This window comes from Citrobacter telavivensis (genome assembly GCA_009363175.1).
GTDB lineage: Bacteria > Pseudomonadota > Gammaproteobacteria > Enterobacterales > Enterobacteriaceae > Citrobacter_A > Citrobacter_A telavivensis.
The window spans coordinates 4,917,316-4,939,394 of the sequence record CP045205.1 but is presented as its reverse complement, the minus strand read 5'-3'; the positions used below and the strand labels follow the sequence as shown (position 1 = coordinate 4,939,394).

The 22,079-nt window shown below is 54.4% G+C and carries 22 protein-coding genes; 15 read left to right on the top strand and 7 right to left on the bottom strand.

The window, feature by feature from the left end; all coding sequences use genetic code 11:
• Window positions 1-5: 5 nt before the first annotated feature.
• The 4 genes from GBC03_26020 to GBC03_26005 are packed head-to-tail and all read left to right on the top strand — an operon-like array spanning window position 6 to window position 3,483.
• Window positions 6-1,283 carry a zinc-binding dehydrogenase gene (locus tag GBC03_26020; protein QFS73425.1) on the top strand — a complete coding sequence of 426 codons (1,278 nt, stop codon included), beginning with the start codon at window positions 6-8 and terminating at the stop codon, window positions 1,281-1,283.
• Entirely contained in the window at window positions 1,280-2,251 is a 972-nt protein-coding gene (locus GBC03_26015; GenBank protein QFS73424.1) for a class II fructose-bisphosphatase, read from the top strand. The genes GBC03_26020 and GBC03_26015 overlap by 4 nt, the downstream gene beginning before the upstream one ends.
• A 15-nt stretch (window positions 2,252-2,266) precedes the next feature.
• Window positions 2,267-2,776, top strand: a complete 510-nt coding sequence (locus tag GBC03_26010; protein ID QFS73423.1) for a transcriptional regulator — start codon at window positions 2,267-2,269, stop codon at window positions 2,774-2,776.
• On the top strand, window positions 2,773-3,483 hold the full coding sequence (locus tag GBC03_26005; GenBank protein ID QFS73422.1) for a nucleoside/nucleotide kinase family protein: 711 nt from the start codon (window positions 2,773-2,775) through the stop codon (window positions 3,481-3,483). Before GBC03_26010 ends, GBC03_26005 begins: the two co-directional genes overlap by 4 nt.
• Here the strand turns inward: GBC03_26005 and GBC03_26000 are convergent.
• Genes GBC03_26000 through GBC03_25980 form a run of 5 tightly spaced genes read right to left on the bottom strand, consistent with a single transcriptional unit; the run spans window position 3,440 to window position 6,522 of the window.
• Window positions 3,440-4,123 (bottom strand): ATP-binding cassette domain-containing protein, encoded by a 684-nt coding sequence (locus GBC03_26000; GenBank protein ID QFS73421.1) that lies wholly within the window; start codon window positions 4,121-4,123, stop codon window positions 3,440-3,442. The genes GBC03_26005 and GBC03_26000 overlap by 44 nt on opposite strands.
• The gene (locus GBC03_25995) at window positions 4,117-4,794 is read right to left on the bottom strand and encodes an ATP-binding cassette domain-containing protein (protein ID QFS73420.1); all 678 of its coding nucleotides are present in this window, start codon (window positions 4,792-4,794) and stop codon (window positions 4,117-4,119) included. The genes GBC03_26000 and GBC03_25995 overlap by 7 nt, the downstream gene beginning before the upstream one ends.
• On the bottom strand, window positions 4,782-5,489 hold the full coding sequence (locus GBC03_25990) for an energy-coupling factor transporter transmembrane protein EcfT (protein ID QFS73419.1): 708 nt from the start codon (window positions 5,487-5,489) through the stop codon (window positions 4,782-4,784). Before GBC03_25990 ends, GBC03_25995 begins: the two co-directional genes overlap by 13 nt.
• Window positions 5,490-6,068, bottom strand: coding sequence for an ECF transporter S component (locus tag GBC03_25985; GenBank protein QFS73418.1), 579 nt, complete (start codon window positions 6,066-6,068; stop codon window positions 5,490-5,492). It lies immediately after the preceding gene.
• 10 nt (window positions 6,069-6,078) lie between these two features.
• Window positions 6,079-6,522: a DUF296 domain-containing protein gene (locus GBC03_25980; protein ID QFS73417.1), complete on the bottom strand. Its 444-nt coding sequence runs from the start codon at window positions 6,520-6,522 to the stop codon at window positions 6,079-6,081.
• Between the two features lie 365 nt (window positions 6,523-6,887).
• On the opposite strand from GBC03_25980, the gene GBC03_25975 reads away from it, so the two are divergent.
• The 3 genes from GBC03_25975 to fbaA all read left to right on the top strand — a co-directional run bounded on the left by GBC03_25975 (window position 6,888) and on the right by fbaA (window position 10,292).
• Window positions 6,888-7,907 carry an erythrose-4-phosphate dehydrogenase gene (locus tag GBC03_25975; GenBank protein ID QFS73416.1) on the top strand — a complete coding sequence of 340 codons (1,020 nt, stop codon included), beginning with the start codon at window positions 6,888-6,890 and terminating at the stop codon, window positions 7,905-7,907.
• Between the two features lie 51 nt (window positions 7,908-7,958).
• A complete protein-coding gene (locus GBC03_25970) occupies window positions 7,959-9,122 on the top strand; it encodes a phosphoglycerate kinase (protein QFS73415.1) in 1,164 nt (387 codons plus the stop codon).
• Window positions 9,123-9,212: 90 nt separating this feature from the next.
• Window positions 9,213-10,292, top strand: coding sequence for a class II fructose-bisphosphate aldolase (fbaA, locus tag GBC03_25965; GenBank protein ID QFS73414.1), 1,080 nt, complete (start codon window positions 9,213-9,215; stop codon window positions 10,290-10,292).
• 127 nt (window positions 10,293-10,419) lie between these two features.
• On the opposite strand, the gene GBC03_25960 is transcribed toward fbaA, so the two are convergent.
• Complete coding sequence (locus tag GBC03_25960) at window positions 10,420-11,325, bottom strand: carbamate kinase (GenBank protein QFS73413.1); 906 nt, start codon at window positions 11,323-11,325, stop codon at window positions 10,420-10,422.
• Window positions 11,326-11,660: 335 nt separating this feature from the next.
• On the opposite strand from GBC03_25960, the gene GBC03_25955 reads away from it, so the two are divergent.
• The 8 genes from GBC03_25955 to GBC03_25920 all read left to right on the top strand — a co-directional run bounded on the left by GBC03_25955 (window position 11,661) and on the right by GBC03_25920 (window position 20,255).
• Window positions 11,661-12,884: an MFS transporter gene (locus GBC03_25955; GenBank protein QFS73412.1), complete on the top strand. Its 1,224-nt coding sequence runs from the start codon at window positions 11,661-11,663 to the stop codon at window positions 12,882-12,884.
• A gap of 12 nt (window positions 12,885-12,896) precedes the next feature.
• A complete protein-coding gene (fdrA, locus tag GBC03_25950; protein ID QFS73411.1) occupies window positions 12,897-14,558 on the top strand; it encodes an acyl-CoA synthetase FdrA in 1,662 nt (553 codons plus the stop codon).
• 15 nt (window positions 14,559-14,573) lie between these two features.
• Window positions 14,574-15,836 (top strand): DUF1116 domain-containing protein, encoded by a 1,263-nt coding sequence (locus GBC03_25945; protein ID QFS73410.1) that lies wholly within the window; start codon window positions 14,574-14,576, stop codon window positions 15,834-15,836.
• A gap of 100 nt (window positions 15,837-15,936) precedes the next feature.
• On the top strand, window positions 15,937-16,764 hold the full coding sequence (locus GBC03_25940; GenBank protein ID QFS73409.1) for a DUF2877 domain-containing protein: 828 nt from the start codon (window positions 15,937-15,939) through the stop codon (window positions 16,762-16,764).
• On the top strand, window positions 16,721-17,659 hold the full coding sequence (gene allS, locus GBC03_25935; protein QFS73408.1) for an HTH-type transcriptional activator AllS: 939 nt from the start codon (window positions 16,721-16,723) through the stop codon (window positions 17,657-17,659). Before GBC03_25940 ends, allS begins: the two co-directional genes overlap by 44 nt.
• A 122-nt stretch (window positions 17,660-17,781) precedes the next feature.
• Window positions 17,782-18,642 (top strand): small-conductance mechanosensitive channel MscS, encoded by an 861-nt coding sequence (gene mscS, locus GBC03_25930; GenBank protein ID QFS73407.1) that lies wholly within the window; start codon window positions 17,782-17,784, stop codon window positions 18,640-18,642.
• A 144-nt stretch (window positions 18,643-18,786) separates the two neighbouring features.
• The gene (gene argO, locus GBC03_25925; protein QFS73406.1) at window positions 18,787-19,422 is read left to right on the top strand and encodes an arginine exporter ArgO; all 636 of its coding nucleotides are present in this window, start codon (window positions 18,787-18,789) and stop codon (window positions 19,420-19,422) included.
• A 92-nt stretch (window positions 19,423-19,514) separates the two neighbouring features.
• Window positions 19,515-20,255, top strand: a complete 741-nt coding sequence (locus GBC03_25920; protein QFS73405.1) for an oxidative stress defense protein — start codon at window positions 19,515-19,517, stop codon at window positions 20,253-20,255.
• Window positions 20,256-20,352: 97 nt separating this feature from the next.
• On the opposite strand, the gene ettA is transcribed toward GBC03_25920, so the two are convergent.
• Window positions 20,353-22,020 carry an energy-dependent translational throttle protein EttA gene (ettA, locus tag GBC03_25915; GenBank protein QFS73404.1) on the bottom strand — a complete coding sequence of 556 codons (1,668 nt, stop codon included), beginning with the start codon at window positions 22,018-22,020 and terminating at the stop codon, window positions 20,353-20,355.
• Window positions 22,021-22,079: the final 59 nt, after the last annotated feature.

Genomic DNA, 22,079 nt, shown 5'->3' with positions numbered 1-22,079 from the left:
TAAATATGAAAACGAAAGTTGCTGCAATATATGGCAAACAGGATGTCCGTATCCGTGAATTTGAATTACCTGAAATTACGGAAAATGAACTGTTAGTCAGCGTGATTTCTGACAGCGTATGTTTATCCACCTGGAAGGCCGCGACATTAGGCAGTGAACATAAGCGAGTTCCTGATGACCTGGAAAATCACCCGGTGATTACCGGTCATGAATGTGCCGGAGTCATTGTCGATGTCGGAAAAAAACTGACCGGGAAATATAAAAAAGGGCAGCGCTTTGTTTTACAACCCGCAATGGGATTGCCGAGCGGTTATTCTGCGGGATACAGCTACGAATATTTCGGTGGTAACGCCACGTATATGATTATTCCTGAGGTCGCGGTAAATCTGGGTTGCGTATTGCCGTACCACGGTTCTTATTTTGCGGCCGCGTCGCTGGCGGAACCGATGTGCTGCATTATTGGTGCCTATAATGCGAATTATCATACAACGCCTTATGTTTATGAGCATCGAATGGGAATTAAGCCCGGCGGCAATATTGCTCTTTTAGCCTGCGCCGGGCCAATGGGGATTGGGGCGATTGATTATGCCATTAACGGTGGGCTCAAACCGTCGCGCGTGGTGGTCGTGGATATCGATGAAACGCGTCTGGAGCAGGCTAAAAAGCTGCTCCCGGTCGAACGGGCCGCGGGTAAGGGAATCGAACTCATCTATGTGAATTCGTCTGGTATGGCTGACCCTGCGATGCAACTGCGTGAATTAACGGGCGGAGTCGGGTTTGATGACGTTTTTGTCTATGCCGCCGTGCCGGCCGTCGTGGAGATGGCTGACGATATTCTGGCAGAAGACGGTTGCCTGAACTTCTTCGCCGGTCCGACGGAGAGTCGCTTTAAAGTGCCCTTTAATTTTTACAACGTGCATTACAACAGTACACATGTGGTCGGAACCTCCGGCGGTTCTACTGATGATATGAAAGAGGCGATTGCACTGAGCGCAACGGGCCAGCTTCAGCCGTCGTTTATGGTGACCCATATTGGCGGTCTCAATGCAGTGCCAGATACCGTGCTGAACTTGCCGGATATTCCGGGCGGCAAGAAGCTTATCTATAACGGTGTGACGATGCCGCTGACGGCCATTGCTGATTTCGCCGAGAAAGGCAAAACCGATCCGTTGTTCCGGGAACTGGCGCGGTTAGTGGCACAGACGCACGGTATCTGGAACGAGAAGGCGGAAAGATACCTGCTGGCGCAGTTTGGCGTGGATATTGGGGAGGCGGCGGCATGAAGTCTCTGGCATGGCCGCTATTTCGCATCACGGAGCAGGCAGCGCTGGCTGCCTGGCCGCAAACCGGCTGTGGTGATAAGAACAAAATCGATGGCCTGGCGGTTAGCGCGATGCGCTCGGCCCTGAATGATATTGCCATTCGCGGGCGCATTGTCATTGGCGAGGGCGAGATCGATAACGCCCCCATGTTGTGGATTGGCGAAGAGGTCGGCAGCGGCAGCGGACCGGAGGTTGATATCGCCGTCGATCCCATTGAAGGTACCCGAATGGTCGCGATGGGACAGAGCAATGCGCTGGCGGTCATGGCGTTTGCGCCGCGGGAAAGTTTGTTACATGCCCCTGATATGTACATGAAAAAGCTGGTTGTTAACCGGCAGGCGAAAGGGGTGATTAATCTGGCGCGACCGCTAGCGGACAATCTGCGTCATGTGGCGAAAGCGCTGGGCAAACCGCTGGATCGACTGCGCATGGCTACGCTTGATAAACCGCGACTTCAGCCGGCGATTGCCGAAGCCACGCAGTTAGGGGTGAAAGTCTTTGCCCTGCCTGATGGCGATGTGGCGGCTAGCGTTCTGGCCTGTTTGCAGGATAACCCTTATGACCTGATGTATACCATTGGCGGTGCGCCAGAAGGCGTAATTTCTGCCTGCGCGGTGAAAGCGTTGGGAGGCGATATGCAGGCCGAGCTGATCGATTTTTGTGAAGCGAAAGGCGACAGCGCAGCGCATCGTCTGATTGCCACCCAGGAGCGCCAGCGATGCGCGGAAATGGGCGTCGGGGTCAATCGGGTCTATACGCTTGATGAGCTGGTGGCGGGAAATAACGTCCTCTTTAGCGCGACCGGAGTGACCGGCGGCGATCTTGTGAATGGGATCCAGCAGGTCGCGAAAGGGGTGCGCACGCAAACTTTACTGATCGGTGGCGCGGATCGAACGTGTAATATAATAGACTCTCTGCATTCATGGTGATTTATCGAGAAACGAATGACGACGCTGACAGAAGACGATGTGCTGGAGCAACTGGATGCTCAACATGACTTACTTTCGTTTATGACGACGGCACATAACATTTTGCTACAGGGCATTAAGCGCTTTCTGCCGTCGCTATTTGTCGATAACGATGAAGAGATTGTGGAATATGCCGTAAAGCCGTTACTTGCCCAGAGTGGGCCGCTTGATGATATTGACGTTGCGCTACGCCTGATTTACGCGCTGGGAAAAATGGACAAATGGCTTTATGCCGACATTACGCATTTTTCTCAGTTTTATCAGTATGTCAGCGAACGGGATGAGAGCCCGCAATTTGCCGATGATATCACCTGGGATTTTATCAGCAACGTCAACAGTATCACCCGAAATACGACCTTATATAGCGCGCTGGAGTCGATGAAATTTGCCGACTTTGCGGCGTGGTCTGAGGTGCGTTTTACCGGAATGGTCAAGACGGCAATGACGCTGGCGGTGACGACAATTTTGAAGGAATTAACACCGTGAAAATCGGACTGATGGTCAACGGGTTACGGGTTGAAGCCCATTATCATGATGATGAAATAGAGAACGTTCATAAACCGTTATTACGACGACTGGCAAACGTCCATTCCATGAATGCCAGACAACGCACGATTGTTTTTCTGAGTGCGCCGCCCGGTACCGGGAAATCCACACTGACCACGTTCTGGGAATCTCTCTCTCGTCAGGATCCCTCTCTGCCGGAGATCCAGACGCTGCCGATGGATGGTTTTCATCATTACAACGACTGGCTGAATGCCCACAACCTGCGTGCTTACAAAGGAGCACCTGAGACGTTTGACGTTGATAAACTGGCGCAGAATCTGCGCCAGATTAGAGAAGGTGAAGGGACCTGGCCACAGTATGACCGGCAAAAGCACGATCCGGTTGAAGACGCGATTGTGGTGAGCGCGCCGATTGTCATTGTAGAAGGCAACTGGCTGCTACGGGATGACGAAAGATGGCGGGCGCTGGCGGCGTTCTGCGATTTTTCTCTGTTCATTCGCGCGCCAGCGGAAGCCCTGCATGCACGGCTGGTAGGGCGCAAACTGGCTGGAGGATTATCGCCAGCCGATGCCGAAGCGTTTTATCTGCGTACGGATGGGCCGAATGTTTGTCGGGTTCTGGAGAACAGTCGGTCAGCCGATCTTACTCTGGAGATGACGGCGTCAGGAGCGTATCGGATTGCGTGAGCGCTTTATGATGAAGTCGAACAACCCGCGAGAAATGACGTTGGATAAAAGCAGCGTCATGGCTTATGGCGACAACGCAGGTTCCTCGTTCGCGGCAGACGGCAAGCCAGTTTTCAAACACGGCTTGCCAGTGGTGGTCGAAATCCCGGCTGGGTTCATCAAGTAGCAAAACGGTCGGAGCCATCGCTTCCAGACTGGCGACGGCAACCATGCGTCGTTGCGCGGTATGGAGATCCAGCGGATGCGCGTCGGCAACGTCCTGTAGATGGCACAGCCGTAACGCGGCCTGAGTGCGGCGGTTAATGTCGTCGGCAGGCAATTGCTGTAGCGTTAAACCAAAAGCCACTTCATCGGCAACGTTACTGTGAAAGATCTGATTTTCCGCTTCCTGAAACAGGACCCCAAAGTGTCGGGCGCGCTGACGGTTTTTGAGCTGCGCAAGGGGCATTTGCTGAAAGATGACCTCGCCGGAACAGGGGGAAAGCAATCCGGCCATAATTCGCAGGAGTGTGGATTTCCCGGCGCCATTATCGCCCGTTAACGCCAGCCATTCCCCCTCTCTGAGTTCCAGTGAAATGTCACGCAAGCAGTCATCGGTTGCATTCGGCCAGCGATAAGTCATCTGATTTAACGTCAGCATAATGGTATTAGCGCTCCGTCACGCAGTTGCCATGCCCGTTGGCAGCGAGTAAGAAATGTGAAGTGATGACGTTCGAAAAGCACGATAAGAGAATGTTGCTCCAGCGCCCATTGTTGCAACCGCGCCAGTAGCATATCGGTGGCCTGCAATGTCAGGCGGCTGAACGCTTCATCCAGTATGAGTAATTTCGGCATCATCGCGAGCGCACTGGCAATCACTACGCGCTGAGTTTCTCCACCGGAGAGCGTCCCGGGATGGCGATGGCGCAGCGGCTCACACGCTGTCAGGGCCAGCACATCATCAATCCGGCGCATAATCTCCGCCTCGTCCAGGCAGAGATTTTCCGGGCCAAAAGCAACCTCTTCTTCAACGCTGAAAGTACAACCTGAAAGCTGCAGATAAGGGGATTGTTGCACCAACTGGATGGTGGAAGCCTGCTCTACCAGCGGCAATTTACCGACAGGATTACCCAGTAGCGTTCCTTTGCCCTGAATTTCGCCAGGCAGGAAGTCCGGATACCAGCCGGCCATAAGCTGTGCCAGCGTGCTTTTCCCGCTGCCGTTATCCCCTAATATTGCCACCATTCCGGGCGCTGAATGGTGGAACGTAAAGCATGACGGTGGACGCGTGGCATGGACAGGAAGATAGCGAAACTGTTCTAGCGTAACCATATCCAGACTCCTGTCTCTGCCAGTATCAATACCAACATGCCGTAACGTGCCAGGCGCTGGAAGGTGCTGTCTTTCGGCGCCCACAGCGTCGTTCGCGTGCGATGCAGGCGAAATCCCCGCATATCCAGCGCCGCGCCGCGTACGGCCAAATCGTTGAGTGCATTATGGGTGAGGGGAACGATCAGGGCAGGCATTGCGCGTAAGCGCCGATGCCACGCTTCATCCAGCGGGACGCCGCGAGCCCGCTGCGCCTCATAAATAATCGCCAGTTGCCGTTTGAGTTGTTCAACGACCAGCAACGGACCGGCGAGCAGATAAGCGATGCCCGGAGGCAGACGTGATGCGAACAGCGCCCGAATAACGCGTTGAACCGGCACGTACTGCATCCAGAGTTGAGACGTCGAAACAATGGCCATAATGCGCAGCCACAGCGTAACGGCGTCTGCCCAGCGCTGCGGATCCCGTGGACGACCGCTGATCCACTCCGTCAGCCAGCCACCATGTACCAGCCACAGTCCCACCCCCAAAGAGCACATTAGCCAGGCCACGTATTTTGCCCGTCGCCGTGTCGACTTCCACACCAACAGACTGAGAAAGGTGGCTGCGCTGTATACCGGCAGAACGGTCTGCGCGGGAAGAAGCAAGGTGGAGCAGGCAGCCAGCGCCCACAATGTCAACGAGGTAAACGGGTGCATTTAACGCACGGCTGACATTGTTGGGAAGTGGCGTGTTGTACGTAACGGCAGCTGGCGCAAAAGGGTCCAGACGATAATAGCGGTCAGAATTTTATCGACTAAATTTGCTCCCAGTACGGTAATAGCAACAGACTCCACCAGATTCTGACCAACAGAGTGCATCCAGGCGACAAATAAATCGGCACCGCTGCCGGTTACGCCACCAAAGAGTGTGGTGCGTATTGGCACCGCGACCAGCGTGACGGCCAGGGTAATGACCACGCCGCTGACGACCACTTTTGGCAACGTGCGAAACCAACCGGCCCGCGCCAGCCACCCGGCGACGAGGCCGATGACCATCGCCACAGGCGCAAAGGCCGCGGCGATCGGGTCGGTTAACAGCCCCCAAAGTAAATTAGTCAGCAGGCCAGTCAACATGCCGATGACCGGGCCAAGCAGAACGGCGCTGATCAACGTGCCAATAGAGTCGAGAAAAATGGGGAGTTTAAGCATGCTAATAAGCTGACCGCCAACCATATTAATCGCGATGGCAATGACAATGAGCACTAAAGACTGGCTGGAAAACGGGCGACGCGCCATAAGTAACCTCTTATTGAGTCGTTAAAACACGGGGTGAGATATGCAGTTCGTCATAACCGGAAAGGGGGCATGGCTGACGGCTAAACGCCAGTCCTGTGAGTTCGCCAATCACCAGTTCAAGCGTTGTACGCACGGTACAACCTGGCATCATATGCCCTCCAAGCATCGCGCCTTGCGGATCCGAGACGCTCAGATGCAGATGCTCGCCGGTCAACTCCAGCGTGCCATTCAGCGCAATGACCTCCCATGTTCCCGTCAGCAATGTTGTTGCTTCTTGTCCGGCATAGCGCAGAGCGACATTCGTCAGGCTGCCAGTGCACCCGGCGATCCAGCCGGCGCGCAGCGAGTGTTGCTGAATAAATTCATGAAGTTGGGAAAAGATTTCCTGGCCGGGTTGCAGGCGAAGGGCGTAAAAACGCGCTTCTGATGAAGGGGGAATCGGTGTGGTCATCATTTGCGGGTCTCCGAGACTCGGACGTAACGCCGATCATATAGACGCTGACGAATGTGCTCTCTGATATAAATCAGGATTTTCGACACGGCAACGAAAAGATCTTGCTACGCTTATTCGCGATTCTGGAATAAATTCCGCGACAGTGAGTCCTGAAATGTGATGTAGGTCAGATAACTGTCTTCTTCGACTGGACAATCATTCCTTTTATTCCCCGTTTCGCTTATTCTAGCTGAAGCGTTTCAGTCGATTAAATGTTCGACAAATAATCAATCAGTCGCAGTTTGCGACAGGTAAGGTTTCCCTGAACGATGCGCTGGATTACTCTGTCAGCCACATCTGATTCGGGATAGCCTTGCAGGAGATCTATGACCGTACGCGTAGCGATTAATGGCTTCGGTCGCATCGGACGTAATGTGGTTCGTGCTTTATATGAATCCGGACGTCGGGCGGAAATCACCGTGGTGGCAATCAATGAACTGGCGGATGCCTCTGGCATGGCGCATTTGTTGAAATATGACACCAGCCATGGGCGTTTTGCATGGGACGTTCGCCAGGAGCGCGAGCAGCTCATGGTGGGCGACGACGCGATTCGCATTCTGCATGAGCCCTCGCTTGACGCGCTGCCCTGGCGCGAACTGGGCGTTGATATCGTGCTGGACTGTACGGGCGTCTACGGAAACCGTGAACACGGTGAGGCGCATATCGCCGCAGGCGCGAAGAAAGTGCTCTTTTCACATCCTGGCAGTAACGATCTCGACGCCACCGTGGTATTTGGCGTCAATCAGGATCAACTCCGTGCGGAACACCGCATCGTCTCCAATGCTTCCTGCACCACGAATTGTATTATTCCCATTATCAAATTATTGGATGATGCCTATGGCATCGAATCCGGTACGGTGACGACTATTCACTCCGCGATGCACGATCAGCAGGTTATTGATGCATACCATCCTGACCTGCGCCGTACGCGCGCGGCGAGTCAGTCGATCATTCCGGTGGATACCAAACTGGCGGCTGGCATCACGCGTATTTTCCCGCAGTTTAACGATCGTTTCGAAGCGATAGCGGTGCGGGTACCGACGATAAACGTCACGGCAATCGACTTAAGCGTGACGGTGATGAAGCCAGTAAAAGCTAATGAAGTCAACCAGTTGCTGCAAAAAGCGGCACAAGGTGCATTTCATGATATAGTTGACTATACGGAATTACCGTTGGTCTCAGTCGATTTTAATCATGACCCGCATAGCGCCATTGTTGATGGTACGCAAACGCGGGTCAGTGGCGCGCACCTTATTAAGACACTGGTCTGGTGTGACAATGAATGGGGCTTCGCTAACAGAATGCTCGACACCACGTTAGCGATGGCTGCAAAAGGTTTCAGGTAGGGCGCGAAGGCGCCTGCAAAACTTTATCAAGAATCAACGAGAGGATTCACCATGTCTGTAATCAAGATGACCGATTTGGATCTTGCTGGTAAACGTGTTTTTATCCGTGCGGATCTGAACGTACCAGTTAAAGAAGGGAAAGTGACCAGCGATGCGCGTATCCGTGCTTCTCTGCCGACCATTGAACTGGCCCTGAAACAGGGTGCTAAAGTCATGGTAACTTCCCACCTGGGTCGTCCTACCGAAGGCGAGTACAACGAAGAATTCTCTCTGCTGCCGGTTGTTAATTACCTGAAAGACAAACTGTCTAATCCGGTTCGCCTGGTAAAAGATTACCTCGACGGCGTTGAAGTGGCTGCCGGTGAACTGGTGGTTCTGGAAAACGTTCGCTTTAACAAAGGCGAGAAGAAAGACGACGAAGCGCTGTCCAAAAAATACGCTGCACTGTGCGACGTGTTCGTGATGGACGCCTTTGGTACGGCTCACCGTGCGCAGGCTTCTACTCACGGTATCGGCAAATTTGCAGACGTCGCGTGTGCCGGTCCGCTGCTGGCAGCCGAACTTGACGCGCTGGGTAAAGCGCTGAAAGAACCGGCTCGTCCGATGGTTGCTATCGTAGGTGGTTCTAAAGTATCTACCAAGCTGACCGTTCTGGACTCCCTGTCTAAAATCGCTGACCAGCTGATCGTTGGCGGCGGCATTGCGAACACCTTCGTTGCCGCTCAGGGCCACAATGTGGGCAAATCCCTGTACGAAGCCGATCTGGTTGATGAAGCCAAACGTCTGCTGACCACTTGCGATATCCCGGTTCCGACTGACGTTCGCGTCGCGACCGAGTTCTCTGAAAGCGCTGCAGCCACGCTGAAATCCGTCAACGACGTAAAAGAAGACGAGCAGATCCTGGATATCGGCGACGCTTCTGCACACCAACTTGCTGAAATTCTGAAGAATGCAAAAACCATTCTGTGGAACGGTCCGGTTGGCGTGTTTGAATTCCCGAACTTCCGTAAAGGGACTGAAATCGTGGCTAACGCGATTGCAGACAGCGACGCATTCTCTATCGCAGGCGGCGGCGACACTCTGGCTGCTATCGACCTGTTCGGTATTGCTGACAAAATTTCCTACATCTCCACTGGCGGCGGCGCATTCCTCGAATTCGTGGAAGGTAAAGTTCTGCCTGCAGTAGCGATGCTCGAAGAGCGCGCTAAGAAGTAAGACATTCATGGGCAGGGAAACCTGCCCAATTTTCAGCGCGCTTTAGTAGCACGCACCCCTTTCCAAGGCCGAAGATACAGGACTCGTAACATGTCTAAAATTTTTGATTTCGTAAAACCTGGCGTTATCACCGGTGATGACGTACAGAAAGTTTTCCAGGTAGCAAAAGAAAACAACTTCGCTCTGCCAGCCGTTAACTGCGTGGGTACCGACTCTATCAACGCCGTTCTGGAAACCGCTGCAAAAGTTAAAGCACCGGTCATCGTACAGTTCTCCAACGGTGGCGCTGCGTTCATCGCGGGTAAAGGCGTGAAAACTGACGTTCCTCAGGGTGCGGCAATCCTGGGCGCTATCTCTGGTGCGCACCACGTACATCAGATGGCTGAGCACTATGGTGTTCCGGTTATCCTGCACACTGACCACTGCGCGAAGAAACTGCTGCCGTGGATCGACGGTCTGCTGGACGCGGGTGAAAAACACTTCGCGGCAACCGGTAAACCACTGTTCTCTTCTCACATGATCGACCTGTCTGAAGAGTCACTGGAAGAGAACATTGAAATCTGCTCCAAATACCTGGCGCGCATGTCCAAAATGGGCATGACCCTGGAAATCGAACTGGGTTGCACCGGTGGTGAAGAAGATGGTGTGGATAACAGCCACATGGACGCTTCTGCTCTGTACACCCAGCCGGAAGACGTTGATTACGCGTACACCGAGCTGAGCAAAATCAGCCCGCGTTTTACCATCGCGGCTTCCTTCGGTAACGTACACGGCGTTTACAAGCCGGGTAACGTGGTTCTGACCCCGACCATCCTGCGCGACTCTCAGGACTATGTTTCTAAGAAACACAACCTGCCGCACAACAGCCTGAACTTCGTCTTCCACGGTGGTTCCGGTTCTACCGCTCAGGAAATCAAAGACTCCGTAAGCTACGGCGTAGTGAAAATGAACATTGATACCGATACCCAATGGGCGACCTGGGAAGGTGTTCTGAACTACTACAAAGCGAACGAAGCGTATCTGCAGGGTCAGTTGGGCAACCCGAAAGGTGAAGATCAGCCGAACAAGAAATACTACGATCCGCGCGTATGGCTGCGTGCTGGTCAGGCAACGATGATCACCCGTCTGGAACAGGCTTTCAAAGAACTGAACGCGATCGACGTTCTGTAATGTAGTCAGCTGATTGTAAAAATGGCTTCCTTCGGGAAGCCTTTTTTTTGCTTTGTTGCCGGAGGATGTTGTAGGCCGGATAAGACGCTTGAGCGTCGCCATCCGGCAATGACAAACGGCAGGGCGTTTACTGTGTCACGCAGGTGCCTTTCTCGCCCATTAATATCTGCGGCGCATCTCTCAGGGCGCCAATAAACGCCGAGCTTCCGGTTTGCTTAACAAACTGGATAACTGCCGCCGCCTTTGGACCCATCGCACCGTCTGGTGCAGCAAACGGCGCCAGCTCTTCTGTCGTGACATGTCGCAATGCGCGCGCCTGCGGCGTTCCCCAGTGTTCATAAACGGCATCGGCATCGGTCAGGATCAGCAGGTGATCGGCGTTGATGGCATTGGCCAGCACTGCCGCTGTCAGATCTTTATCGATTACCGCTTCGGTTCCCTGGTAGCCGTCGCCCTGAGCCACCACCGGAACACCGCCGCCACCACAGCAAATCACCGTATGTCCCGCTTCCATCAACATCTGGATGGCATCGCTGTCGAGGATAGCTTGCGGTATCGGTGAGGGAACGACCCGACGGATGTACTGCCCGTCAGCCTTCATTGTCCAGCCATAACGTTGTTCCAGTTCAGCCTGCTGATCGGGTTGATACACGGGCCCGATGTATTTGCCCGGTGCGCAAAATGCCTCATCCTGTGGATCCACTTCCACACGTGTCATCAGGGTTGTCACCGGCGCGGCCCCTGCGTTTTGTGTCAGCGCCTGGGCGATAGCGACGCCAATCATTCCCTGGCTTTCGGCTACCAGAATATCCAGCGGCCAGGCGGGCGCTTCCGTGTATGCCGCGTTCTGTAACGCCAGCAATCCCACCTGAGGCCCATTGCCATGCACAATCACCAGTTGGTAATCGCGGGCCAGCATTGTCACCATTTGTGCAAAAACCTGAATGCTGCGCTGTTGGTTTTCCGCGCTCAATACTTCTCCGCGCTGTAATAACGCATTACCGCCCAGCGCAATGACCAGTTTCTTTTTCATTATGACCTCAATGTGCAAAATATCTCGTGGTCAAAATAACGTTCCTGGCTTTTTATAATGTGACTTATTCGACAGCTTATTGACTGATAAAAATAACGCGTTAATTCGGATTGTTTTTAATTACTTTGTTTAAAATATTTAAAAAATGATTGTTAGACTTTTTTTAATAATGCTGCGGTCAGTTCCCAGGAATTTATAACAATGGATTTTGTGTGACTTTGCTCAAACGAAATGACCTCACGGCCCGATATGGTGGGTATAGTTAAAACATCAAGCCTCATCAATCGTCAGATAACCTGAGGTGTTCAACGGTAAATATTACCGGGAGATTACTTATGTCTGAATCATGTGAAGTGACTGAGGTCACGAAGAAAAAAGGAATACCGGCCTGGTGGGTTACCATTTTCCTGTTCTGGTTGGGATGGATTTTTATGTATGCCGACCGGACGGTATTGAACCCGGTGATGGGCGAACTGGAGAAAGAGTTTGGCTTAAGTGGAACACAATTAGGCATTCTTAATTCTGTATTTTATTTTTCTTATGCGTTATTACAGGTTCCGGCCGGAATACTGGGTGACAAAATCGGTAAGAAAAAAGTGCTGGTGCCAGGGTTTATTCTCTTTGGCGTTTTCACCGCGGTGACCGGCTGGGCAAAAAGCTGGTACACGTTGCTGTTTGCCCGCGTGGTAACCGGTGCGGGAGAAGGGACCTATTACGGTCCTCAGTACGGCCTTTCTTCTGAGCAAATCCCTAAAAAGTATCGCTCGCTGGGCAGTGCAATTATCAATAGCGGCATGGCTTTTGGTATCGCGCTGGGGCTGATGACCTCAAGCTGGCTGGTGTACGATCAGGGGCATTCATGGCGGATGCCGTTCTACGTGATGGCGATCCCTTCGGTGCTGGTGGGGGTAGCGATCTGGCTGTTTGTGAAAGAAAAGAAACGCACCGTAGATACCGATGGTCAGCCGTTAAAAAAAGGGAAATTCAGCGATCTCTTGAAAAACCGCAACCTCGTTCTGACCTATATTATGGTGTTCTGTAGCCTGTTTGGTTTCTTCGTTATTCTGACCTGGCTTCCCTATTATCTGCAAAATGAGCGCGGTATTGCCGGTAGCGAAACCGGGTTTATCTCTTCGCTGGTGGCCTGGATTTCAATACCCGGCGCGCTGTTATTCTCCAGCCTGTCTGACAAATTAGGTAAGCGTAAACCGTTAATTATGTTCCTCGTGCCGGTGGCGATCCTCAGCATGCTGTCCATTGTCTGGATGCCAAATATGACCGGCGTGATTGTCGCCCTGTGTGTTTACGGCCTTGTCGGCAAACTGGCGTTAGATCCCGTGCTGGTTGCACTGGTTGCCGATAGCGTCGATGAAAATAATTACAGCACCGCGTTTGGCTTATTTAATTTTATCGGCATGAGTTCCTCCATTCTTGCTCCGATTATTGCCGGTGCGGCGCGCGATATAACGGGCAGCCTGGCATCCAGTTTTTATGTGTCAGCCATTCTGTTAGTTGTCGGATTGGTTGCCATGCTGTTTTTGAAAGAAAAACGTACATAAGAGGTAGCGGTAATGATTTACGCCTTTATTAAAAAGGGAAGCTTTCAGGACTCCGTCAGCCTGATGATCATTTCCCGTAAATTAAGTGAGCGACCGGAAGTCGACCAGGTTTCCGTCATGATGGGAACGCCTGCGAATAAAGCGATGCTGGATTCCACAGGCTTCTGGCATGCCGATTTTGCCGAGGCCACGCCGAACGATATTTGTGTGGCGGTACGAACGCATGACGAGCAACCCGAGATTCTCGAATTAATTCGCGAACAGCTGGAAAAAGAGTTGAGTGCGATTGCCAGCGCCTCGGGCAGTTCACAGCAACTGCTGAAGGCGCGTCGCTGGGAGAGCGCCTGCCAGAAACTACCGCAGGCCAATTTGCTGCTGGTTTCGGTTGCCGGGGAGTATGCAGCCTCCGTGGCTAAAGAGGGGCTGTTGGCGGGTAAGAACGTGATGATGTTCTCCGATAACGTACCGCTGGCGCAGGAAGTGGCGCTGAAAACGCTGGCGCGCGAAAAGGGGCTTATCGTGATGGGGCCGGACTGCGGGACGGCGATGATTGCCGGTAGCCCACTGGCATTCGCTAACGTGTTACCAGAAGGTGGAATTGGCGTGATAGGGGCGTCCGGGACCGGTATTCAGGAGGTCACCTCGCAGATTGCGCTACACCAACAGGGCATCAGCCATGCCATCGGTTTGGGTGGGCGCGATCTGAGCGCGGAAGTGGGGGGGATCAGTGCGCTAACGGCGCTGGAGATGCTGGCTGCCGATGATGCGACTCGAGTGATTGCGTTTGTCTCCAAACCGCCGTCGCCGCAGGTCAGAACGCGCATTATCAACGCGATGCAGAACGTCGGTAAACCGGTGGTAGCGCTCTTTCTCGGCAATAAACCGGAACAGCGTCGTGAGGGGAACGTCTGGCTGGCGGATTCGCTCTCGGATGCCGCCCAACTGGCCGTCTTACTGATGCGCGTGGCGCAGCAGCGCCTGATTCAACCCGAGGTGGCTGGAAAAGGTATTTACGGTCTGTACGCCGGCGGCACCCTCGCGGCAGAAGCGGCGATGCTGCTCTCATCCGGGCTTGGCGTTCCGGTTAGCGAAAGCCACGATGCTGGCGTCATGCTCGACGCGCAGGGCCACCGCATTGTCGATCTGGGGGATGACAGCTACACGCTGGGCCGACCGCACCCGATGATTGACCCAACCACCCGCAGCATTGAAATCGAAAAGCTGGCCGCAATGCCGGACGTCGGCGTGCTGTTGCTGGATGTGGTGCTGGGCTATGGCGCCTGCGCCGACCCGGCTGGCGCGGTTGTAGAGGCGGTCGAAAAGGTTCGTGCGGCGCGGAGCGCGCCGCTGGTAACCATTGCCACCATGACCGGAACCGATGCTGACCCGCAGGGGCGCAGCGGACAAATTGACATCCTACGCGAAGCGGGCATCGCCGTGGTGGAAACCCTGGAGGAGGCCGTGTTGCTCGCCATCAGCCTGACACATCATCAGGACGCCCGCCCATCAGCCGAACCAGGCACTTTGCTGGATGGCGTACAGGTGATCAATGCCGGATTACGCAGCTTCGCGCTGGATCTGCAAAGCAGCGGCACGCCGGTTGTGCATTATCAGTGGGCGCCGATTGCTGGTGGCAATGCGCGTCTCGCCAGTTTACTCAAGCAGTTACATTAATTCAGAGGTACCGATATGTATTCATCAATTGCACAGGCCAACGACGCCATTATTGAACGCATTAAAACCGCGCGCCCGCACTGGGTTGCCGTCCGTCCTGCGAAAGAGGCGGTGGTGGAATTGTCCTCAGGACGTAAGTTACTGCACGCCGGTCCGCCGATTGCCTGGGAAGAGATGACGGGGCCAATGCGCGGCGCGTGTATCGGCGCATCGCTGTTCGAAGGCTGGGCCGCCAGTGAGGAAGAAGCGGTGGCGCTGTTGAGTCGGGGTGAAGTGGAATTTATTCCCTGTCATCACGTTGGCGCCGTCGGCCCGATGGGCGGAATCACCTCTGCGAACATGCCAGTGCTGGTGGTGCGAGACGTAGTGCACGGCAATCAGTCCTGTTGCAACCTGAACGAAGGGATCGGTAAGGTCATGCGCTTCGGGGCCTACGGTGAAGATGTGCAGACACGCCTGCGCTGGATGCGCGATACGTTGGCGCCGGTGTTGCAGGAGGCGTTATCGCGTATGGAGAACGGCGTTGATTTGACGGCAATGATGGCCCAGGCGATTACGATGGGTGACGAATTCCATCAGCGTAATATCGCGGCCTCGTCGCTGCTGCTGCGCGCACTGTCCCCTGTGATTGCGGGTCTGGACCGGCCGAAAGCTGAAATCATTGAGGTGCTGCAATTCCTGAGCGTGACCGATCAGTTCTTCCTGAATCTGGCGATGGCCTACAGCAAAGCGGTGATGGATGCGGCGGCAGTGATTAAAGCCGGTTCGGTGGTGACAGCAATGACGCGCAACGGCCGTGAGTTCGGGATTCGTGTCAGCGGCACCGGCGACCGATGGTTTACTGCACCCGTGAATACGCCGCAGGGCCTGTTTTTTACCGGCTACAGCCAGGCTGACGCCAACCCGGATATCGGTGACAGCGCCATTACCGAAACGCTGGGCATCGGCGGCGCGGCAATGATTGCCGCCCCCGGCGTGACGCGTTTCGTTGGCGCGGGCGGTATGGGCGCCGCGCTGGAAACCTCCGAAGAGATGGCGGAAATCTACCTCGCTAACAACCCGCTGTTCCAGATCCCGTCCTGGGATTTCAAAGGCGCGTGTCTGGGGCTGGATATCCGCCGCGTTGTGGAAACGGGGATTACGCCGCTTATCAACACCGGTATCGCTCACCGCGAAGCAGGGATTGGGCAGGTTGGCGCGGGTACTGTTCGCGCTCCGCTGCTCTGCTTTGAAAAAGCGCTGGAAGCGCTGGCGGAAGAGCATCACATCACGGCGTAACAGCAATGCCCGGTGGCGCTAACGCTTACCGGGCCTACGAATCTGTGTCAATCGTGGGCCGGATACGCTGAAGCCGCGATCCGGCATTTCGGAGCAACCTATGCTCATACTCAATGCTCTGGCCTGCGCCGGGCTTTATCGACTTCCTGATGGTGAATGGACGCTGCACAGTCGCTTCTCTCAGGCGATCAATTTCAGTCATGCAAACGGTGAGTTACTGACGTTATACCGCTACGGTAAAGGCATGGGACCAACCGGCATGCTGTTGAGTCATAAGCAGTTTTCCCGCCTGACTGCGGTTTCGCACCTGTACAAAACCGGGAATCTGCTGAGCGGGCAGGGAGTGACCCTTCGCTCTCAGCGCCAGCTCAGACTGCAACTCAATCCTGCTGATAGCGCCCCTGTCGGGCTCTCCCGTTGTGGGCAACAAAGCGGCCTGTGTGGGGCATTGAATCAACCCCTTAATGACATACCATTTTATTCAGAAATCATGGCTGCTCTTGCATGCTGGCATCACGGAGGGGAACCGGACTGGCGTTGGCTTATCGGGCGAGGCCCAGGACTCACGCCCAGCGGTGATGATATGCTGACAGGAATGCTGGCGGTCTTTATTGCTGCAGGGATACCGGTTCACCTTTTTTTACCCTCGATTGATCTACTGGCATTGCTGACAACGTCGGTAAGCTGTAGCTATCTTAATAGCGCCAGGCTGGGCGAATTTTCGACGCCCGTGTTGGGCGTCATGCGCAGTTTACAAACCGGACGTAATACAGACCGTGCGCTTGGCCGTCTGCTTGCGGTAGGACATACTTCCGGCGCTGACACGGTATTGGGTATCGCGTTGGCGCAACACTGGTTACAGATGGCTGATTCAAGGGGAATGCATGCTCGATCAGGAAACAATACGCACATTTATTCGGGTGGCTGAGACCGAGAGTTTTTCCCGTGCCGCCAGCTCGCTGCATAAAACGCCCGCGGCGATAAGTTATCGGATTAAAACGCTGGAAGAACAGGTGGGGACGCAGCTTTTTTTACGTACCACGCGCTCCGTCAGCCTGACCCTGGCCGGTCAGCATCTGCTCGAACATTGCCGCCAGTGGCTCAACTGGCTGGACGCCATGCCGGATGAGTTACAGCAGATCAATGCGGGCGTTGAGCGTCAGGTCAATATCGTCATCAATAATTTGCTGTATCAGCCGCAGACGACCGCTGATTTACTGACGTGGCTGCATCAACAATTTCCCTTCACCCGCTTTCAGATCTCCCGCCAGGTTTATATGGGCGTGTGGGATTCGCTGTTGTATGACGACTATCAACTGGCGATTGGCGTGACCGGTTCCGAATCACTGTCGAACAACATTTCGTTGCTGCCGCTGGGGGATATTAGCTGGCAGTTTGTGGTGGCGCAGAATCACCCGCTGGCCAGCCATCCGGCAACGGTGTTATCGGACGACATGCTGCGTCGCTACCCCGCGATTAATATTGAAGATACTTCGCGCACGCTCACCCGCCGCGTGGCCTGGCTGCTGAGTGGACAAAAGGAGATTAAGGTTCCGGATCTCAGCACCAAGCTGGCCTGTCACTTAAGCGGCCTGGGCGTGGGTTTTTTACCGGAACGTCTGTGCCGTCCTTACGTTGAGTCGGGCGCACTGGTGGCTCGTTCGGTAGTGAATCCTCGCCAGCCGTCACCGCTCTCTATCGCCTGGAAGAATGCCGGCAGTGGAAAAGTGGTCAGCGAGATTGCCGACATTTTTAAACAAAAAAATGCGCTGGTAGGAGGATTTTTGCGGATGGTGGATCGTCCCGCAGAACAGAAAAAATAGCGTCATCCGGAACTGGAACGTAACGAAAATGGCTTATTCACCCATTATTGTTTACCTTTAACGGGGTGTTTTCGTGAGATTGATCTCATTTGCTCTGATTTGTTATGACCAAGGAACATGTAATGGAAGATTTGAATGTTGTCGACAGCATCAACGGTGCGGGGACCTGGCTGGTCCGCAACCAGGAATTGCTGTTGAGCTATGCCGTCAACATCGTGGCGGCAGTTGCCATTGTTATTGTCGGGATGATTGTGGCGCGTCTGGTGTCGAATACGGTTAACCGTCTGATGGTGGCGCGTCATATTGATGCCACCGTGGCAGACTTTCTCTCCGCGCTGGTGCGCTACGGGATTGTTGCCTTCACGCTGATCGCCGCGCTGGGTCGGGTGGGCGTGCAAACGGCATCTGTCATCGCTGTTCTCGGTGCCGCCGGTTTAGCGGTCGGTCTGGCGTTGCAGGGGTCGTTGTCTAACCTGGCCGCAGGGGTTCTGCTGGTCATGTTCCGTCCGTTCCGTGCCGGTGAGTATGTTGATCTGGGCGGTGTCGCCGGGACGGTGCTGAATGTGCAGATTTTCTCCACCACCATGCGTACCGTGGACGGTAAAATTGTCGTGATCCCAAACGGTAAAATCATTGCCGGCAATATCATCAACTTTTCCCGCGAGCCGGTACGCCGTAATGAATTCACTATCAGCGTCGCCTACGACTCTGACATCGATAAGGTGAAACAGATCCTCACCGGGATTATCGAGTCGGAAGACCGCATTCTCAAAGATCGCGAAATGACGGTACGTCTGAATGAACTGGGCGCGTCATCGCTCAACTTCGTGGTGCGTGTCTGGAGCAACAGTGGCGATCTGCAAAACGTGTACTGGGACGTGCTGGAACGGATTAAGCGTGAGTTTGATGCCGCAGGTATTCGCTTCCCGTATCCGCAGATGGACATCAATTTTAAACGCGTGAAAGAAGGCGCGGCAGAGTAATGGTGTGCCGGATGAGCATCGCGCCATCCGGCAAAATTCCTTCGGCATTAATTTCTCTAATCTGCGATTAATATTATCCATTTCCGCTAATAATCATCCCGCGTTATAGTCTGCGCTATAGAGACAACGCTCAGGATGATTACCGTGATATCGTATTATTTTCAAGGTCTTGCACTCGGCGCAGCCATGATACTTCCGCTCGGCCCACAGAATGCTTTTGTGATGAATCAGGGGATACGCCGCCAGTATCACATCATGATTGCGCTGCTGTGCGCCGTCAGCGATCTGTTGCTGATTTGCGCCGGAATTTTTGGTGGCAGCGCATTACTGATGCAATCTCCCTGGCTGCTGGCGCTGGTCACATGGGGCGGTGTGGCATTTTTGCTGTGGTACGGCTTTGGTGCGTTAAAGACGGCGATGAGCAGCAATCTGGAACTGGCCAGCGCGGAAGTGATGAAGCAGGGGCGCTGGAAGATTATCGCCACGATGCTGGCAGTGACATGGCTGAATCCACACGTCTATCTCGATACCTTCGTGGTGCTGGGCAGTCTGGGCGGACAACTGGACGTGGAGCCGAAACGCTGGTTCGCGCTTGGCACCGTCAGCGCCTCTTTCCTGTGGTTCTTCGGTCTGGCGCTGTTGGCGGCGTGGCTCGCGCCGCGACTGCGCACCGCAAAAGCGCAGCGGATCATCAATTCGCTGGTCGGTCTGGTGATGTGGTTTATTGCTTTTCAACTGGCAAAAGAAGGCGTTGCGCATGTTCACGCCTTGTTCAACTAAGCGTTGTCTGATGGACAACACACTATTTCACGCTAAGCTTGCCTGCATGCGCCCTGAAATTTGGGCAACTCACGTAACATGGAGGAGCGACAGTGAAGTTCAAAGTGATGGCCCTGGCGGCATTAGTGGGATTCAGTGCAATGTCGGTACAGGCAGGCGAATTGCCTGATGGACCGCACATCGTGACTTCCGGGACGGCAAGCGTGGACGCTGCACCTGATATTGCCACTCTGGCAATTGAGGTTAATGTGGCGGCAAAAGACGCGGCGACGGCGAAGAAACAGGCAGATGAGCGCGTTGCGCAATATCTTTCCTTCCTTGAGCAAAATCAGGTCGCGAAAAAAGACATCAGCTCGGCGAACCTGCGCACGCAGCCGGATTACGACTACCAGAACGGGAAAAGCATTCTGAAAGGCTATCGGGCGGTGCGCACTGTCGAAGTGACGCTGCGTCAGCTCGATAAACTCAACCCGCTGCTGGACGGCGCGTTGAAGGCGGGGCTGAACGAAATTCGTTCCGTGTCGTTAGGCGTGGCACAACCGGATGCTTACAAAGACAAAGCGCGTAAAGCGGCGATTGATGATGCGATACATCAGGCGCAAGAACTGGCGGCAGGCTTTAACAGCAAGCTGGGGCCGGTTTACAGCGTGCGTTATCATGTCTCGAACTATCAGCCAAGCCCGGTGGTGCGGATGATGAAAGCGGATGCGGCACCGGTATCTGCTCAGGAAACCTACGAGCAGGCAGCGATTCAGTTTGATGATCAGGTCGATGTGGTGTTCCAACTGGAACCTGCGGCGGGCCAGCAACCGGCAACGGCTAAAGCGCAATAATCGAAAATACCGGATGGCGCTGCGCTTATCCGGCCTACAGATATGCATCCTGTAGGCCGGATAAGGCGTTTTCGCCGCCATCCGGCATGACTAACAATTACTTCGCAATACGTTTGTACTTGATACGCTTTGGCTCCAGCGCGTCTGCGCCCAGCGTGCGTTTCTTATACTCTTCGTATTCGGTGAAGTTACCTTCGAAGAACTCCACTTTGCCTTCATCCTGGTAGTCCAGAATGTGGGTGGCGATACGGTCGAGGAACCAGCGGTCGTGCGAGATAACCATCGCGCAACCCGGGAACTCCAGCAGGGCGTTTTCCAGCGCGCGCAGGGTTTCGATATCCAGGTCGTTGGTCGGTTCATCGAGCAGCAGCATGTTGCCGCCAACCTGTAACAGTTTTGCCAGGTGCAGACGACCACGCTCGCCGCCGGACAGTTCGCCCACGCGTTTCCCCTGATCAACACCCTTAAAGTTAAAGCGGCCAACGTAGGCGCGGCTTGGCATCTCGGTGTTGCCGATCTTCATGATATCCAGCCCGCCGGACACTTCTTCCCACACGGTTTTGCTGTTATCCATGGCGTCACGGAACTGGTCAACAGAGGCCAGCTTGACGGTTTCACCCAGCGTGATAGTACCGCTGTCAGGCTGTTCCTGACCGGACATCATGCGGAACAGCGTCGATTTACCCGCGCCGTTCGGACCGATGATACCGACAATCGCGCCTTTCGGTACGGAGAAGCTCAGATCGTCAATTAGCAGGCGGTCACCGTAGGATTTACGCAGATGGCTGACTTCAACGACTTTATCGCCCAGACGCGGTCCAGGTGGAATAAACAGTTCGTTGGTTTCGTTACGCTTCTGGTATTCGGTGCTGTTCAGTTCTTCAAAGCGTGCCAGACGGGCTTTACCCTTAGACTGACGGCCTTTCGCGCCCTGACGTACCCACTCCAGCTCTTTCTCGATAGATTTACGACGCGCCGCTTCCTGAGAAGCTTCCTGCGCCAGACGCTGATCTTTCTGCTCCAGCCACGAGGAGTAGTTGCCTTCCCACGGAATCCCTTCGCCGCGGTCAAGTTCGAGGATCCAGCCTGCGACGTTGTCGAGGAAGTAACGGTCGTGGGTAATCGCCACCACGGTCCCTTCGAAGTCGTGCAGGAAGCGTTCCAGCCAGGCCACGGATTCCGCATCCAGGTGGTTGGTGGGTTCGTCGAGCAGCAGCATGTCTGGTTTTTCTAACAGCAGACGGCACAGTGCGACACGGCGACGTTCACCCCCGGAGAGGGTCGCGATTTTGGCGTCCCAGTCCGGCAGACGCAGGGCGTCGGCAGCGCGCTCCAGTTGCACGTTCAGGTTATGACCGTCGTGCGCCTGAATGATCTCTTCAAACTTGCCCTGTTGCGCGGCCAGTTTATCGAAGTCGGCATCCGGCTCGGCGTACTTCGCGTAAACTTCATCCAGACCTTTCAGCGCATTAACCACTTCCGCCACCGCTTCTTCAACAGATTCGCGAACGGTGTGCTCAGGATTGAGCTTGGGTTCCTGCGGCAGGTAACCAATTTTGATGCCTGGCTGCGGGCGGGCTTCGCCTTCGATATCGGTATCGATGCCCGCCATGATGCGCAGCAGGGTGGACTTACCGGCACCGTTAAGGCCCAGTACGCCGATTTTTGCGCCAGGGAAGAAGCTCAGAGAGATGTTTTTAAGAATATGACGTTTCGGCGGAACGACCTTGCCGACACGATGCATGGTATAAACGAATTGGGCCACGTTGGACTCGCCTCTGTATTTATCGTGATGAATATACCCGTCATACTTCAAGTTGCATG

Excerpts from the sequence above, each read along its gene's own strand:
- allS (QFS73408.1), top strand. The coding sequence starts at position 16,721 with ATGCTCGATCAGGAAACAATACGCACATTTATTCGGGTGGCTGAGACC.
- GBC03_25975 (QFS73416.1), top strand. The coding sequence starts at position 6,888 with ATGACCGTACGCGTAGCGATTAATGGCTTCGGTCGCATCGGACGTAAT.
- fbaA (QFS73414.1), top strand. The coding sequence starts at position 9,213 with ATGTCTAAAATTTTTGATTTCGTAAAACCTGGCGTTATCACCGGTGAT.
- GBC03_26010 (QFS73423.1), top strand. The coding sequence starts at position 2,267 with ATGACGACGCTGACAGAAGACGATGTGCTGGAGCAACTGGATGCTCAA.
- GBC03_25995 (QFS73420.1), bottom strand. The coding sequence starts at position 4,794 with ATGGTTACGCTAGAACAGTTTCGCTATCTTCCTGTCCATGCCACGCGT.
- GBC03_25955 (QFS73412.1), top strand. The coding sequence starts at position 11,661 with ATGTCTGAATCATGTGAAGTGACTGAGGTCACGAAGAAAAAAGGAATA.
- GBC03_25940 (QFS73409.1), top strand. The coding sequence starts at position 15,937 with ATGCTCATACTCAATGCTCTGGCCTGCGCCGGGCTTTATCGACTTCCT.
- GBC03_26000 (QFS73421.1), bottom strand. The coding sequence starts at position 4,123 with ATGCTGACGTTAAATCAGATGACTTATCGCTGGCCGAATGCAACCGAT.
- mscS (QFS73407.1), top strand. The coding sequence starts at position 17,782 with ATGGAAGATTTGAATGTTGTCGACAGCATCAACGGTGCGGGGACCTGG.
- GBC03_25985 (QFS73418.1), bottom strand. The coding sequence starts at position 6,068 with ATGGCGCGTCGCCCGTTTTCCAGCCAGTCTTTAGTGCTCATTGTCATT.
- GBC03_26015 (QFS73424.1), top strand. The coding sequence starts at position 1,280 with ATGAAGTCTCTGGCATGGCCGCTATTTCGCATCACGGAGCAGGCAGCG.
- GBC03_26020 (QFS73425.1), top strand. The coding sequence starts at position 6 with ATGAAAACGAAAGTTGCTGCAATATATGGCAAACAGGATGTCCGTATC.
- GBC03_25970 (QFS73415.1), top strand. The coding sequence starts at position 7,959 with ATGTCTGTAATCAAGATGACCGATTTGGATCTTGCTGGTAAACGTGTT.
- GBC03_25990 (QFS73419.1), bottom strand. The coding sequence starts at position 5,489 with ATGCACCCGTTTACCTCGTTGACATTGTGGGCGCTGGCTGCCTGCTCC.
- GBC03_25960 (QFS73413.1), bottom strand. The coding sequence starts at position 11,325 with ATGAAAAAGAAACTGGTCATTGCGCTGGGCGGTAATGCGTTATTACAG.
- GBC03_25945 (QFS73410.1), top strand. The coding sequence starts at position 14,574 with ATGTATTCATCAATTGCACAGGCCAACGACGCCATTATTGAACGCATT.
- GBC03_25980 (QFS73417.1), bottom strand. The coding sequence starts at position 6,522 with ATGATGACCACACCGATTCCCCCTTCATCAGAAGCGCGTTTTTACGCC.
- fdrA (QFS73411.1), top strand. The coding sequence starts at position 12,897 with ATGATTTACGCCTTTATTAAAAAGGGAAGCTTTCAGGACTCCGTCAGC.